The organism is Shewanella sp. GD03713 (assembly GCF_029843705.1).
Classification (GTDB): domain Bacteria; phylum Pseudomonadota; class Gammaproteobacteria; order Enterobacterales; family Shewanellaceae; genus Shewanella.
The window spans coordinates 3632943-3648345 of record NZ_JAOCIW010000001.1 but is presented as its reverse complement, the minus strand read 5'-3'; the positions used below and the strand labels follow the sequence as shown (position 1 = coordinate 3648345).

Below are 15403 nucleotides of genomic sequence, written 5' to 3'. Positions count from 1 at the left end.
ATTCGTGCTCCGGTTAGTCTGTTTTAATCACTCGGTCACTAACTCATTCACGCTGAGTTTGGATAAGTATATAACGAAGATGGAGAAATCAACTGATAAGAGCACAAATATGTACTCTTATCAGTGATCTGTGCGCTCAATTAGGCTTTAGCAAACTCAGCTAAAATCCACGCGAGGGGCGCTTGATATTGGCTTGGCATCCAAGTTTGCAGCGCGCCAATGCTGTCTTTTAACACGGCCGTATTCGGCACCGAAAGGTTTAAATGCCCGACTTTACGGCCAGGACGAACCACTTTGTTGTACCAATACAGTTCGGCATTGGGCAGGCTTAACCAGCGGGGATCGTTTTCGATACCAATCAGGTTGACCATCACGCATTGAAAGTTCACTTGTGGCTGCGGAATCGCAATACCGCACAGGGCTCTTAAATGCAGTTGGAATTGATCCATATGGGTACCCGCTTGGGTCCAATGGCCTGAGTTGTGTACCCGCGGTGCTAACTCGTTAACCAGCAGCTTATCGCCCACTCGGAAACATTCCATCGCCATCACGCCGACATATTCCAGCTCATGCATAATAGCGCTCAGCATGCCTTCCGCTTGCGCTTGCAGGTGGTTCAGACGAGTCAGAGGCGAAATTGAGGCCATCAAAATGCCGTCTTGGTGCAGGTTGAGTGTTAATGGATAAAACACGCATTGACCTTCACGGGTACGTACGCCGACTAAGGACACTTCTTCATCGAAGTTAATTGCTTGCTCGGCAATGGCCAAGTTACGCCAATCTTGGGGGATCTCTCCCGCTTCGGCTTGTTTTAGCCAATGTTGGCCCTTACCGTCGTAGCCACCCGTACGGCGCTTCATCAGCACGCGAGGACCAAAGGCTTGGTATAGGTTTTCGACGTTGGTCTTATCATCGACGAGTGTCCAAGGCGCAGTTGGGACTTGGATCTGATCGAGTAAGCTTTTTTGGCTGTAACGGTCGGCCAAACGGCTAAATACTGGGCCGTTAACAAAATGCGGATGGGTGCTGAGTTGTAAGCTTAGGGCGGATTCAGGCCACTGCTCGCGTTCGGCGGTGATAATATCCTGAGGCGCCAGCGGCAGGATTTCATCGGTGGGCGTCATAATATCGACGGCGCGAACATCGATAGCTAGCGGCTCGCCAGCGTGGGTCAGCATAGCGCCGAGTTGACCATTACCTAACACCCAAACCTTTGATTTTGCATTTGCTTGGGTCATTAGGCTTCCCTCGGATCGGGATTATCTAGCACAGCGCGGGTTTGTTCTTCTCTAAAGGTTTCTAAACGTGCGGCAAGATCTGCATCGTTATTGGCGAGAATTTGGCAAGCCAGTAGACCAGCGTTAAAGGCTCCTGCGGTACCGATGGCGAGTGTGCCTACGGCGATACCCTTTGGCATCTGCACGATAGACAGTAAGCTATCCATGCCCGATAGCGCTTTGCTTTGTACTGGTACACCTAATACAGGTAAGCGAGTTTTTGAGGCAATCATACCGGGTAAATGAGCTGCACCGCCCGCGCCACCGATAATAATTTTAAAACCACGGTCAGCGGCTCCGGCTGCAAACTCCATCAGCTTATCTGGCGTTCTATGGGCTGATACAACTTCAACATGGTAAGGCACTTGCAGTTTATCCATGATCTCAGCGGCGGCTTCCATTGTGGGCCAATCACTCTTAGAACCCATAACAACAGCAACAAGGGCTTGCATGATAACTCCTTAACTCACTAATTTTAATTATATTTCGACCTTGTTTCAGGTCTGGGTACAGTCGATGTTCGCGGCTCCTGTAAGAGCAGGGAGCATCATGGCGCAGAATAATACCATGTAAAGCCCGATTTCTGGCGTTTTTTGCGCGTAAAAATAGTGCCTTTAGGATGGATAAAGTGTTCGTTGAATTGGCCTAAATAAACCCTATACCCCAACGCAGATACTGTGCGTTGGGGATAAAATATCAATTTGCAATTAGTGGGTTGCTGCTGGATTAGATTCGACGATATGCTCAAATGATGGCGCTTCGGCTAAGGCTTCCCGCAGGGTAGGATAAAACTTCAGTATCCCTTCAATCGGTTGCACTTTAGCCCTCGCAAGGGTGCGAATGGGCTGAAACTGCAAATCGGCAATAATCAACTTAGTATGGTTATGCTTACATTTTTCAATCAGTTTATTGAGTGCTGCAAGACCACCTGCATCCAGAATCGATACCCCATCTAAGTAAAGTACAATCACTTGTTTATCTTGAGTGAGGCTGGCGATTTCGGCAAAAATACGATCCGCAGCGGCAAAAAATAGTGGGCCATTAATTTTGAGCACGGCCCAGTCGGCGGGCAGAGGCTGATCGATATAACGCTTGTTGCTACTGATATCATACAGCTTGGTCATCTCCGCGATTTCTTTCATAAATAGCAGCGCGGCTAAAATAATCCCCACGCTGATGGCGATCACCATATCGAATATCACCGTGAGTGAAAAACAGCTTAAAAACACCAATATATCGCTGGTGGGGGCTGTTTTAAGTAAGTGCACCGCTTTGGGGGCTTCACTCATATTCCAAGCTACAACCAGTAATAATGCGGCCATGGCCGACATGGGTAAGTAGGCAAGTACTCCTGCGAGCGCGACTAAACCAACCAAGACCACTATGGCATGGATCATCGATGCGATCGGACTCTGAGCACCCGCTTTAACGTTTGCCGCACTGCGGGCAATGGCCGCGGTCGCTGGGATCCCGCCAAAGAAGGGGGCGATAATATTGCCTATCCCTTGGCCGAGAAGCTCGCTGTTCGCGCTATGGCGTTTTCCTGTCATGCCATCAAGCACAACTGCACATAGCAGCGATTCTATGGCACCTAACATGGCAATCGCGAAGGCGGCGGGGAGTAAGGCTTGAAAAGTGGCCAGATTAAATTCAAAGGCTTGACCATTGGCGCCAGTTTGTAACCAAGGCCATTCAAAGTGGGGGAGAACCGCAGGGATACCTGTGCCGACACTGCCGTCGCTTAATTGGTAATGGAAACGTGTTCCTATGGTCTCAATATCAGCGCCCATAGCATTTAACACTAAAGCGAGAATACTGCCCAAAACGATGGCAGGAAGGTGGGCTGGTACTGGGATTTTTAATCTAGGCCAGAGTCGCATAGTGGCTAAGGTAGCAGCAGCCACTAATAAGCTTGGTAGGTGAAGTGCAGGCAATGCCTGACCTAGTGCCATGAGTTTGGCAAAATATTGCTCTGGCATGTGCTCTATATGCAGACCGAAGAAGTCTTTTAGCTGCAAGGTTGCTATCACCACCCCAATCCCTGCGGTAAAGCCTAAGGTGACCGATTCAGGAATGTATAGGATTAATCTACCCAGTCTTAACATCGCCATGGCAACCAGCATCATGCCAGACATGACGGTAGCGATCAGCAGTCCCGCCAACCCAAATTGTTGGGCGATGGGATAGAGTAAGACGACGAAGGCGGCCGTTGGTCCCGAGACGCTATAACGGGAGCCACCTGTCATGGCGATAATAAAACCACCGACAATGGCGGTGTATAAGCCATATTGTGGGGCGACACCGCTAGCTATCGCCAGTGCCATTGCCAGTGGTATCGCAATGATCCCTACGGTCAGACCCGCCATGAGATCTTGTCCAAAACGTTTAAACGAATATTTATCTTTTACGCACGCTTCGCTAAGGGCGTGGGCAATTCTTAATGAAAACAAATGAGCAGAGTGTGACACGAGTGGGTCCATAAACGCGGCTTATTACAAGGCTCTATTCTAGAGTTCAGAAGAATGTTCTTGTGTGATCATGGTTGCAAAAGACGCTTAAATGTCTTTGTTTTTAATAAATAGTATGCTTGGTAAAGTGAGTGTGGCGATTTCTCTCATCAAATAACCCTTTTGTGCTTAGGCTGCGTTTATAGGGATATCAACCATTGGGGTCACAATCACTAGGTCACTATCATGAGATATCCATCTTCAGTCTTTCGCTATAAAACGCATTTAAGCTTTGTTGTTTCGGGATTAACAGTCGCTGTACTGCTCGGTTTGAGTGCTTGCAGTGATAAATCTGCGAAGCAGCAAAACCCTACTGAATTAGCAGTTCAAGCAAAAATTGCCGCGGAGCAACAAGCAGAGCTTAAGCAAAGCGCAGAGCTTAAGGAAAGTGCCGAGCGTCAGGCCAATCGGCAATTGGATGCTGCAATCGCCATACAGGAGCAAGCATCGTTAGCGAGGCTGCAAACAATGAATGCTGAGGGGCGAGCGTATATTGCTCAACCTGCGGCCAGTATCAGTGCGGCGCCCGCGTTAAACGGCGATTGGCCAGGGGCTGTGCAATCTGAGCGCAATCGATTCGAGAAGCAAGTGCAAAACGGCATCATGGTCGCAGGGGAGATCCCAGTATCGACTTTTGCTATCGATGTCGATACTGGCAGTTACACGACGTTAAGGCGAATGCTAAAGGAAGGGCGATTGCCACAGAAGGACACGCTGCGGGTTGAAGAAATGCTGAATTATTTTTCCTATGACTATCCACTGCCGAGTAAAAATGAGGCGCCCTTCAGTGTTACGACTGAGCTTGCTCCATCACCCTATAACGATGACATGATGTTACTTCGCATTGGTTTGAAGGGGTATGAACAGAGTAAAGCTGAACTGAGCGCCAGTAACTTAGTGTTTCTGCTGGATGTGTCAGGGTCGATGGCATCGCCCGATAAGTTACCTCTGTTGCAAACTGCCTTGAAAATGCTGACCCAGCAACTGGATGCTGAGGATAAGGTATCGATTGTCGTCTACGCCGGCGCCGCTGGAGTGGTGTTAGATGGCGCGGCGGGTAACGACAGTCAAACTCTTCATTATGCGTTAGAGCAGCTTAGTGCGGGTGGTTCAACCAATGGGGCGCAAGGTATTCAGCTTGCTTATCAGTTAGCGCAGAAACACTTTGTTAAAGGCGGCATTAATCGAGTGATACTTGCGACCGACGGTGACTTTAATGTCGGCACGAGCAATCTCGATGAGCTAATCGATTTGGTTAGCGCACAGAAACAACAAGGGATTGGGTTAACTACGCTCGGTTTTGGCATGGGTGATTACAATGACCATTTGATGGAGCAATTAGCCGATAAAGGCAATGGACAATATGCCTATATCGATTCACTCAATGAGGCGAGAAAAGTGCTGGTGGAACAATTAAGTGCAACCTTGCTCACCATAGCCAAAGAGGTGAAAGTGCAGGTCGAGTTTAATCCCGCCCTTGTGGCTGAGTATCGTCTGATTGGTTATGAGAACCGTGTCCTCGCACGTGAAGATTTTAATAATGATAAGGTGGATGCGGGCGAAATAGGCGCTGGGCATACGGTCACGGCGCTTTACGAGCTTCGCTATGTTGATGCGGGGAATTTGGCTAATGATAAACTTCGCTATGGCTATAATCCCAAGACTGGCAATGAAAAATATAGCCGCGACGAAATTGCTTTTCTTAAATTACGTTATCAGCTACCGGATGCGACTCAGAGCCAGTTACTGAGTTATCCAATCCGTGCCGACCAAAGGGTAAACTCATTAGCGCAGGCGAGTGACGATTTTCGTTTTGCCGCTGCAGTGGCAGGATTAGGACAGTTACTCAATCAAAGCAACTATTTGCATCAATTTGATTATAATAAGCTTAGTGTGCTCACACGTTCTGCGCTGGGGGATGATACCAGCGGCTACCGACATGAATTTATGCAACTTGTCGATACCGCTGCGATACTCGCACAAACACAGCGAGTGCCAATCAAAAAATCCTTTGATGCCGGAGATAAACCTTTCCCGCCCGAGGATAAACCGCATCAGCAATGAGCCAAATTATTATGTTTCAGTTAGTTAACTATTAGGGAGCTGCCATGGCTTTGGCGATACCGCAAATGCATGCCCATGAGCATACCGATGAACAGTTAATGCAACGCTATGCCAAGGGCGATGGCAAAGCGTTTGAGCAGCTTTATCTTAAACACAAAGGCGCCTTGTACCGTTACTTTGTGCGCCAACTCGGTGACAAACAGCTAGCCGAAGATTTATATCAAGAAACCTGGGGACGGGTGATCCGTGCCGCCACTAATTACGAGCCGAGCGCCAAGTTTAATACTTGGCTTTATCGGATTGCCCATAATCTGTTGATTGATCACGTCAGGGCGGTTAAGCCAGTTGATCTAGTCAGTCACGATAACGAGGAAGGGCTAGATACTTTTGTGGGAGCAGAGCAGGAACAACCCGATGTGCATTGGCAGGAAACGCAAAAAAGCTTGTTGCTGAAAACCTGTATTGCCCTGTTACCCCAAGTGCAAAAAGAGGCCTTTATTCTCAATATCGAAATGGGCTTTACCGCTGCAGTGATAAGCGATATCGCAGGGGTAACACTCGAAGCGACCAAGAGCCGCATTCGCTACGCGTATCAAAGCTTAAAAGATTGTGTCAATGCTAAATGGCAGGAGGTTGGTCATGAGTAATTCGACTCTGTCATCGGAAGAAGAGGCACTACGTCAGGAAGTTTCGGCTTGGTATCACAAGCAAGCACTGGAAATGCCACCTGAACGACTTGACCAAGATATTTTGCGCCTGTCACAGGCCCATTTGGCTGATATCAACGTTAACCAGCTCAAGCCCTCTGTCACGCCTGTGTGGCGCCGTTTTCCATGGGCGCTATCGAGCGCAGCCTCCTTAGTGCTCGTCGTCGGTTTAGTGATCCTCAACCGAGGCCATTTTGAGGAAGAGTTAGTTGCGCCAGCCGCTTTGACTATGAGTGCGCCTATGCCCGCTCAGGCTGAGCTAGATAATGCTGCACAACAAGCAGAGATGGCGCATCAAGCTAGAGAAGAAGCCGCCACACAAAATAGGCAAAGGGAAGCAATGAAGGCACAGGCTAAGATGTCTGCGCAGGAAAATCAGCAACTAGAGTCTCGAGCAGCACCACAAATGGCACGGGTACTACCGCAGCAAGATACACCTGTAATGGCTCGGGAAGAAGCTATGATGGAGTCTTTAACACGCTTACAAGCCTTGATTGAAGCCAAACAAACACAGGAGGCATCTGCCTTAGCGCAAACGCTGCTGAAGCAATATCCTGAGTTGGCAAAAGCCGAGGGAGAAGCAACCGCAGATGATACGCAAGCGATTGCGAAGTTTAAGGCATTGCAACGCCAGTTGAATCAATTAACAAAATAACATAAATAAACAGTGAGTTAGCGTTACTTTAGTTAACTCACTGTCCATTCTTTATTAGGCATTTAGGGTTAATCTGCCGATCAATTCACGCATTTTTACAGACTCTCATGTTAATTACTTGATCGTGGTCATAAAGTGAACACGAATTCGCCTGTTATATTGGAGATCGATAAACGACTTGACTAGTATCAATAGTCAGAGTCCCAGTTCAGGAGGCGATATGCTTAAAAGACTCATGCATGATCATAAACATATAGCAGTGTTGTTGAATGTCTTGAAAAACAAGCAGATGAAATTAGCTGAAGGTGAAGCCATCAATTTTATCGTGGTTCGGGACATAGTTGAGTATATGCAAGGATATGCTGAGCGCAGTCATCATCCTGTGGAAGACATTATCTATGCTTACTATTTGGCGCATAAGGCGAACGATGAAATTGATAAGTTGAGTGATGAGCACCAAGTGGTGACGGCGGCATCCTCGGCGTTAATGAATACCTTAAATCTCATTTTGAGTGATATTGTGGTCGCGAGGGATAAGTTAGTCGCTGATTTTGCCGAATATGTGGAGCTGCAAGAAAAGCATATGCAAATGGAGGAGCGGGAAATCTTCCCGTTACTGGCTAAAACCTTAACCGATAAGGATTGGCAGGTAATTGAGCAACAGTGCCAAGCGTCTTTAATCGATGATCCGTTATTCCTCGACCGCGAGCAACAGGCCTTTGATGAGCTGCGCTCTTACCTTAGAACTGCCGAATAGCGGAATGTAAAAACAGAAAAAGCGCCATTGGCGCTTTTTCTTTATATGCTGTTTATTAAACAATGGGTTACAACTGGATAGCGTCTATATCGTAATCAAAGTTGTTATCAATCTCTTGAAGTTCCTTGAGTAAACGATGTTTGTCCTTTAACGCTTCAATTTCTCGCCACTTACGCTTTTTATTGGAGCCTCGCGAGCGATCGGGTCTTTCTACGACTTCATCTAGCGCACAACCATAATCTAAACGATCCATGGTAACCTCCTGTTGTTGTATGTTTTGTCAGCGATTAAATAACATATTTTCAAAACAGGGTGCAAGAATTATGTTTCATTTGTGTTAACTTGAAATGAAGTTTGAATGATATGTCATTGATCTTCGCGGGAGTGGTAGAGGAAGTTGTGAGGGAATATCTTAAGTTTATTAATGAGATAAAATAAAAAAGCCAGCGGTTGCTGGCTTTTTGCTCGATCAGATTTTACCGTGTCGATATAGGTTAATTAACCCATTGCTCGAGGCATCTAAGGCGGTGGCATCTTGCTCTGCGCCGATACGGGCGAGGACGTCATTACCTAAGCTTTTACCGAGTTCAACACCCCATTGGTCGAAGGAGTTGATGTCCCAAATAGCGCCTTGGACAAAGGTTCTGTGCTCATAGAGCGCAATCAGTGCACCTAAGGTTTCAGGAGTCAGCTTATCCATTAACAGAGTATTGCTTGGCTTATTGCCAGGCATGACTTTATGTTTGGCGATAAGTAACTTCTCTTCATCACTTAAGTTGCTCTTGCTCAATTCGGCCAGCGCTTCATCTAAGGTGCGGCCTTGCATGAGCGCCTGAGTCTGTCCGAAGCAGTTAGAAGCTAACTGATCATGGTGTTCACCAATAGGATTATGGCTTTGCAGCGGCATAATGAAATCGGCCGGAATTAATGCAGTACCTTGATGTAGCAGCTGGTGGTAAGCGTGCTGACCATTTGTACCTTCGCCGCCCCAAATCACAGGACCCGTGCTGTAATCCACATGGGTACCATTAAGGGTGACTGACTTACCGTTACTTTCCATATCCAGTTGTTGGAAGTAAGCGGGAAGTCCGCGTAGGTAATGATCGTAGGTCAATACCACATGACTTTGAGCATTAAAGAAATTGCCATACCACAGAGACAGTAATCCCATGATCACTGGCATGTTTTCCGCTAGAGGCGCATTGGCAAAATGGGTATCCATTTGGTGCGCGCCCTTTAATAGGGAGCGGAAGTTATCCATGCCGATGAGTAAAGCGATGGGTAAACCAATGGCTGACCAAAGTGAATAACGACCACCAACCCAGTCCCACATTGGGAAAATATTGTCAGCATCGATACCAAAATCGGTCGCTTTTGCCACGTTAGAGGTCACGGCAACAAAGTGTTTCGCCACATCTGACTGTGAACCACCTTTGGCTAAGAACCACGCCTTCGCCGTTAGGGTATTGGTCAGCGTCTCTTGTGTACCAAAAGACTTAGACGACATGATAAACAGAGTGGTTTCTGGATCGAGCAGCTTGAGTTTTTCACTGATCGAGGTGCCATCGACGTTGGCAACGAAATGGCAGTTGAGACCCGTAATCCAGTAAGGGCGTAATGCTTGGGAAACAATTTTAGGGCCAAGGAACGAACCACCGATTCCGATACTGACGATATCGGTAATGGCTTTGCCAGTGAAACCTTTCCATTGTCCTGAGGTGACTGAAGTAACAAACTGCTGCATTTTGTTCAGCGTTTGCTGTACTTCAGGAACGATATCTTGACCTTCGGCAACAATGGATTGCTCGGCGGTGCTGCGCAGTGCGGTATGTAATACGGCACGTTTTTCGGTGGTGTTAATAATATCACCGGCAAACATCGCCTTGATTTTAGCGTCAAGCTTTGCCTCTTGCGCCAGTGTCAACAGCAAGTTGAGTGTCTCAGGTGTCGCTCTATTTTTTGAATAATCTAAAAATAAGCCACAGGTAGAAAGCGACATGTTGCTAAAGCGTGCCGGATCGCCTGCAAAGAGTTCCCGCATATGCGGGATCTGATGGCTATGCGCTGCTAACGCTTGCCAAGTTGTGCTTTGGGTCAAGATAGTCATCGAATCGTCTCCGAAGATACTTAGTTTGCCAGTTTTGCCTTGAGCATGACTTCGAGTTTGCCTTGGTCGATGGCGAAGTTACGGATACCTTCTGCTAACTTGTCGACAGCCATAGGATCTTGGTTGAAGTCCCAGCGGAATTGCGCTTCAGTTAAAGGCTCGTCGGCTGCAACTGTGGTGCTGGCAGGAATGAGTTTAGGTTGAATAGCAACTTGAGAGTTTGCCAGCTCTTCTAGCAATGAAGGGCCAATAGTCAGGCGGTCACAACCCGCTAATTCGATGATTTCACCGATATTACGGAAACTTGCACCCATGACGACAGTGTTATAGCCATGTTGTTTGTAGTAGTTGTAAATTTCAGTCACAGAAACGACACCTGGGTCGTTTACTGCGTCATAGTCTTTACCTGTGTCTTTTTTGTACCAGTCGAGGATGCGGCCAACGAATGGAGAAATTAAGTACACGCCAGCTTCTGCACAGGCACGTGCTTGAGCAAAGCTAAAGAGTAGGGTTAAGTTACAGTTGATGCCTTCTTGCTCTAACTCTTTGGCGGCACAAATGCCTTCCCACGTTGAGGCTAATTTGATCAGAATGCGAGATTTATCCACGCCCGCTTCTTGGTACAGACGTACTAATTTATGTGCTTTCGCAATGGATTTTTCTTTGTCGAAGGATAAGCGGGCATCCACTTCGGTTGAAATACGGCCCGGGACCAGTTTTAGGATCTCGACACCAATGTTCACTGCAAGTTTATCGCTGGCATCATCAATCTGTTGCTCAATATCAGCACTTTGTAATTTAGCCCATGCGATAGCATTGTCGATTAGAGCGCTATACTCGGGAATTTGAGCCGCTTTTAAAATGAGTGATGGGTTGGTCGTTGCGTCTTCTGGCTGATAGCGTTTGATCGCTTCAATATCGCCAGTATCGGCCACAATCGTAGTGTATGACTTGAGTTGCTCTAATGTATTTGCCATGAAAAACATCCTTCTCAGATAGCGGTCTAAACTCAGAAATGAACTGATGACTATTAGAAGCGATTTTGCCAACTTTTCCAACCATCAATGTAAAAAAATTACAAAAATGGTAAAACTATATCGAATTTAGGCGAAAAGCTGTGATTGCATTACAACAGTGAGCTAAGTGTCATCAGATTGCATAGTGTAGATGTTATAAAAACAAAAAGTCGCTGCAAGCAGCGACTTTTTTATTCTTAAGAGTGCAATTACTTCAGAACAGGTTGTTTTTCAGTAGTTGTCACGATAGCTTCGATGCGACGGTTAGCTGCATGAGCTTCTTTAGTGTCACCAGCGACTAATGGCTTAGTGATACCGTAACCGTTAGAAGTTACACGGCTTTGGCTGATACCATATTTTTCAACAAGGATCTTAGCAACAGCGTCAGCACGCTTGTCAGACAGAGTCATGTTGTAGTCTGGTTTACCTACGTTAGAAGCGTGACCAGCAATTTCAACTGTGAACTCTGGGTTCTTGTTCAGGTAGTTAGCCAGTCTTTCGATGTCTTTGTAGTACTCTTTTTTCACTACAGCAGAATCGTTAGCAAACTGGATAGAACCTACATCTTCTTGCTTCTTAACGTTTTCATAGATAGTACAGCCAACAGAGTCAACTTTGTGAGTTGCTGGAGTTGCTGGGCACTGATCTTTATCGTCGTAAACGCCATCGTTGTCAGAGTCAACTGGTGTTGCAGCAACAACTGCTGCAGCTACTGGAGCGGCAGGAGAACCGAAACGGTAGCTTAATTCTAAGCCCCAGTAGTTGCTGTCAGCATTTACAGGAACGATCGCACTGGGACCTGCGTTATCGTCTAAGTTTTCGTAGCGACGGTACTTAGCTTGTAACTTCAAGTTATCAGTGAAGTTATAACCAACGCCTGCACCGAAGTAAGGTGCAAAGTCGTTTTCGCTGTAAGAAGTAGAACCGATAACAGAACGTTGGTTGTTTTCTAAGGTGTAATACATTGCACCTGCTTCAGCAGATAGGCTCCAACGGTTACCTAGTGGCCATACACCAACTAAGCCAAGAGTTGCACCTTTAACGTCTGCATCATTGCCAATGCCTGCATAGGTCCAATCAGCACTACCTAGATCACGATAGCCGATTTCAGCACCAAAGTAGTCATTAAACATATAGCCTGCGAAGATGTCCCATGCGTATGGGTTGTCATCGCCGTTGTCAGTTGCAATGTGTTCATAGTTATTAACGCCTAAACCTGCACCAACATACCAAGGTGTTAACTCTTGAGATGCACTGGCAGCAAGTGGAAGCATTGATGTAAGCAAAACTACTTTTAATGTATTCTTCATCATTTTCTCTAAGTCCATTGTTTATGATTCTCCACCAATATGCTTTGCAGGTTTTATGCAAAACATTGCTAGCACTTAGTGTGGGGATCCTTTGGTATTGTAGCCAGCGATTAATTATCACTTCATTTGTTAAATTTTTCCAGTGCTTAGTCCAAAGTTTTTTTATGGAATAGCATATTGTTACTTTTGATTGATGTTAAAAAGGCATCCAGAAGGATGCCTTTTAATTGTATTTAATTTGTTAATTAAAATTTGGGGTTAACGGGTCCAAACCCAATTTTCAATTTCAACAGGGTCAACACCGTTTGCCTTAATATAGTTGCGATGGTCAACGAGTCGTTGCAGCATATCGGTTGTGATTGAAACGTGCTTGGTTTCATCGATGACGCCTTGTTGGAATAGTTTGTAAGCCATATCAATAACAAGGTGATAGCGAGAAGTGCCATTACGAACACCCATATCAAATGGTGTTGTAGTCGAACCTTCTTCTTCATAACCTTTAATTCTGAAACGGCGGCTTCCTTTGTAGTCAAAAATTAACTTTTTGATAGTATTTGGATAACCGTGATAGTTAAATACAACCCCTTTATCTTGGGTAAATATTTCATCCATCATCCAAGGTTTTTCTTTAAACTTACGGCTACCTAAACCATCACTGCTTAATTCGGTCACGCTGACAAAACGAATTCTCACTCTAGGTAAGAGTTCACGAATAATCACAAGTGAAGCCATGCATTCTTGAGTGACATAATCACCACAGCCGGCAAGAACGATATCTGGATTTTCATCGGAAGCAAAATCCCACACCATCACACCGTCTTTGGCTTGCTTACGTGCTTCTTCTAAACTCAACCATTGTGGCAGTTCTTTTTTACCTGCCACTAGGATGTTTAGTTTGTCACGATCTGCAAAAGCGCGTTCGGTATAAACTAAAGTGCTGTTTGCATCCGCAGGTAAATAAGCCGAAATGATTTTTGGATGTTTTTCTAGCATCGCACCCAAGAATGATGGATTTTGATGCGAGTAACCGTTGTGATCCTGACGCTCTAATAATGAAGAGAGTACGACGTTGCACGCGGGTAAGGGTTTACGGAAATGCACCCCTTGGCTGGCGTAAACGAACTTACAGTATTGGTCGGCCATGGAAGACACAACCTGTGAGAAAGACTCATAGGTTGGGAACATGCCGTGACGACCTGTCACAGTGTAGCCATGTAGCATACCAAACAGTAAGTTCTCAGAGAGTAATTCGAGTACGCGGCCATCACGAGTCATATCCTCGTCCCAACTTTCAATTGGCCATTGCCATGCGCGGTCGGTTTCTTCAAATACCGCTTGCAGTTGGTTTGAATAGGTTTCGTCTGGGCTAAAGATGCGTAAGTTACGTTGATCACGGTTCAGTTTGAATGCGTCACGCATCCATTGTCCCATTTTCAACATGGAGTAACCGCGGTGTCCACGTGGTACTTCTGGGCCGTAGCTGAGCTTTTCTAGATCTGGATTCGATAGGGCTCTGACGACTTCACCACCATAAGTAAGATGTTGACGACCACAGGCTAAATGTTTTGGTGGGATCAGAGAGCTAATATCCGCATCAAAAATCAGTTCACCCTGGGCATTGATTTGGTAAAGCTCTTGGAACTGATAGCTGGCAAGCCAGTTATCTAGTGCGCTAAGGTGACCTTTATCCGTTGCGCATTTATTGACGATAACTTGGTGCGATTCGCAGTTACCTTCTAATTTTGTACCATTATATTCGCTTACACCTGTCCAACCTTTGGCGGTGCGCATTAAAATCACTGGCCAGCGAGGTTTGACAACATCTTCACCTTTACGAGCACGGGTTTGGATATCGTTGATCATGCTGTAAGCAGTATCCATCGCGGCAGTCATTTGAACGTAGATATCTTCTTCCGCTTCACTGTCGACAATAATTGGGTGATAACCCAGACCACGGAATTCAAGATCTAGCTCTTCATGGCTCATACGTCCCATACGAGTTGGGCCCGAAATTTTATAGCCGTTGATATGCACGATTGGTAACACAGCACCGTTTGTCGCGGGGGAGACTAATCGGTTAGCATACCAAGAGGCTGCCAGAGGGCCAGTTTCAGATTCACCGTCACCGACTAATACTGTCGCGATAAGATCAGGATTGTCTAATACGGCGCCCCAACCTACAGCTAACGAGTAACCTAATTCGCCTCCTTCAAGGATTTGACCGGGTGCTTCAGGGTTTGCGTGTGATGGATAACCATAGGCCGCAGAAAACTTCTTACAGATATCTTCGATACCGGTTTCATTATAAGGAATGGTTTCTGGATAGAAGTGGCTGAGTGAGCCTTCAATAAATAAGTTAGCTTGTACTGCGGGGAAACCATGGCCTGGGCCGACGAGGTAAATGAAAGGACGATTATGCTTTACAATGAGTCGGTTGACGTTGGCATAGACAAAGTTGATACCTGGACAGGTTCCCCAGTGACCGAGCAAACGAGGCTTAATGTCCGAATGCGCAAGGGGTCGTTTGTGTAATACGTTTTGTTTTAAATAAATCTGAGACGTAGCGAGGAAGTTTGTGGCTCTTACATACTTTTTAAGAGCATTAATCTCATGTGTAGTAGTCGTCATATTAAGCCTCATTAGAGCAGACGGAAGTGAATTGTGTTTTCTTGGATTTACTATATTTGTAATTTTCTTACAAAAATGTGTTCTACATCCAAATTTTAAAACTTGTGTCTGTGGTTAACGCATGTGGCTTAAGTTTGTATTTTTGTTAATTTAATATTAACAGTGACTTATCTGAGCTTTGTCTGTGTGAGTTCACTGCTGTTTTAGTGGGCAAACGTAGGCTTGATCACATGAGTAATTTCGAATACTGTGCTATTTTGCTGCGTTGAATTCGGTAGCCGTGATGTTGTAAATTCACGGAAGGATAATTTGAAAGAATAAATCTACCGATATTCTTACCTTTATTTGGAAGGATTCATTCACCACAAATGTTGC

Annotated in this window: 12 protein-coding genes; 4 read left to right on the top strand and 8 right to left on the bottom strand. The window is 45.9% G+C overall.

All coding sequences use genetic code 11. The features are described 5' to 3' along the window. Positions 1–140: 140 nt before the first annotated feature. The 3 genes from purK to dauA all read right to left on the bottom strand — a co-directional run bounded on the left by purK (position 141) and on the right by dauA (position 3745). Positions 141–1238, bottom strand: a complete 1098-nt coding sequence (gene purK / locus N5E87_RS16005; RefSeq protein ID WP_279775390.1) for a 5-(carboxyamino)imidazole ribonucleotide synthase — start codon at positions 1236–1238, stop codon at positions 141–143. Next, positions 1238–1729 carry a 5-(carboxyamino)imidazole ribonucleotide mutase gene (gene purE, locus N5E87_RS16000; protein WP_037429649.1) on the bottom strand — a complete coding sequence of 164 codons (492 nt, stop codon included), beginning with the start codon at positions 1727–1729 and terminating at the stop codon, positions 1238–1240. The genes purK and purE overlap by 1 nt, the downstream gene beginning before the upstream one ends. 255 nt (positions 1730–1984) lie before the next feature. Next, a complete protein-coding gene (gene dauA / locus N5E87_RS15995; RefSeq protein ID WP_224021713.1) occupies positions 1985–3745 on the bottom strand; it encodes a C4-dicarboxylic acid transporter DauA in 1761 nt (586 codons plus the stop codon). A 225-nt stretch (positions 3746–3970) separates the two neighbouring features. Between dauA and N5E87_RS15990 the strand changes: the two genes are divergently transcribed. From N5E87_RS15990 to N5E87_RS15975, 4 genes are all read left to right on the top strand, one after another. After that, entirely contained in the window at positions 3971–5848 is a 1878-nt protein-coding gene (locus N5E87_RS15990) for a VWA domain-containing protein (protein ID WP_279775388.1), read from the top strand. A 44-nt stretch (positions 5849–5892) separates the two neighbouring features. After that, on the top strand, positions 5893–6495 hold the full coding sequence (locus tag N5E87_RS15985) for a sigma-70 family RNA polymerase sigma factor (RefSeq protein WP_011626972.1): 603 nt from the start codon (positions 5893–5895) through the stop codon (positions 6493–6495). After that, positions 6488–7210, top strand: coding sequence for a hypothetical protein (locus N5E87_RS15980; protein WP_126511746.1), 723 nt, complete (start codon positions 6488–6490; stop codon positions 7208–7210). Before N5E87_RS15985 ends, N5E87_RS15980 begins: the two co-directional genes overlap by 8 nt. Before the next feature lie 220 nt (positions 7211–7430). Then, positions 7431–7967: a hemerythrin domain-containing protein gene (locus tag N5E87_RS15975; RefSeq protein ID WP_109285562.1), complete on the top strand. Its 537-nt coding sequence runs from the start codon at positions 7431–7433 to the stop codon at positions 7965–7967. Positions 7968–8034: 67 nt separating this feature from the next. On the opposite strand, the gene N5E87_RS15970 is transcribed toward N5E87_RS15975, so the two are convergent. The 5 genes from N5E87_RS15970 to N5E87_RS15950 form a co-directional block, all read right to left on the bottom strand. Then, on the bottom strand, positions 8035–8220 hold the full coding sequence (locus N5E87_RS15970; protein ID WP_007650190.1) for a DUF3545 family protein: 186 nt from the start codon (positions 8218–8220) through the stop codon (positions 8035–8037). A gap of 216 nt (positions 8221–8436) precedes the next feature. Beyond that, positions 8437–10074: a glucose-6-phosphate isomerase gene (gene pgi, locus N5E87_RS15965; protein WP_279775387.1), complete on the bottom strand. Its 1638-nt coding sequence runs from the start codon at positions 10072–10074 to the stop codon at positions 8437–8439. A gap of 20 nt (positions 10075–10094) precedes the next feature. Next, positions 10095–11051: a transaldolase gene (tal, locus tag N5E87_RS15960; RefSeq protein WP_279775386.1), complete on the bottom strand. Its 957-nt coding sequence runs from the start codon at positions 11049–11051 to the stop codon at positions 10095–10097. 248 nt (positions 11052–11299) lie between these two features. Beyond that, positions 11300–12418 carry an OmpA family protein gene (locus tag N5E87_RS15955; protein ID WP_164717887.1) on the bottom strand — a complete coding sequence of 373 codons (1119 nt, stop codon included), beginning with the start codon at positions 12416–12418 and terminating at the stop codon, positions 11300–11302. Between the two features lie 240 nt (positions 12419–12658). After that, complete coding sequence (locus N5E87_RS15950; protein ID WP_279775385.1) at positions 12659–15028, bottom strand: phosphoketolase family protein; 2370 nt, start codon at positions 15026–15028, stop codon at positions 12659–12661. Positions 15029–15403: the final 375 nt, after the last annotated feature.

Coding starts and splice junctions, on each gene's coding strand:
- N5E87_RS15990 (WP_279775388.1), top strand. CDS start 3,971: ATGAGATATCCATCTTCAGTCTTTCGCTATAAAACGCATTTAAGCTTT.
- tal (WP_279775386.1), bottom strand. CDS start 11,051: ATGGCAAATACATTAGAGCAACTCAAGTCATACACTACGATTGTGGCC.
- N5E87_RS15980 (WP_126511746.1), top strand. CDS start 6,488: ATGAGTAATTCGACTCTGTCATCGGAAGAAGAGGCACTACGTCAGGAA.
- N5E87_RS15975 (WP_109285562.1), top strand. CDS start 7,431: ATGCTTAAAAGACTCATGCATGATCATAAACATATAGCAGTGTTGTTG.
- N5E87_RS15985 (WP_011626972.1), top strand. CDS start 5,893: ATGGCTTTGGCGATACCGCAAATGCATGCCCATGAGCATACCGATGAA.
- purE (WP_037429649.1), bottom strand. CDS start 1,729: ATGCAAGCCCTTGTTGCTGTTGTTATGGGTTCTAAGAGTGATTGGCCC.
- N5E87_RS15950 (WP_279775385.1), bottom strand. CDS start 15,028: ATGACGACTACTACACATGAGATTAATGCTCTTAAAAAGTATGTAAGA.
- N5E87_RS15970 (WP_007650190.1), bottom strand. CDS start 8,220: ATGGATCGTTTAGATTATGGTTGTGCGCTAGATGAAGTCGTAGAAAGA.
- pgi (WP_279775387.1), bottom strand. CDS start 10,074: ATGACTATCTTGACCCAAAGCACAACTTGGCAAGCGTTAGCAGCGCAT.
- N5E87_RS15955 (WP_164717887.1), bottom strand. CDS start 12,418: ATGGACTTAGAGAAAATGATGAAGAATACATTAAAAGTAGTTTTGCTT.
- purK (WP_279775390.1), bottom strand. CDS start 1,238: ATGACCCAAGCAAATGCAAAATCAAAGGTTTGGGTGTTAGGTAATGGT.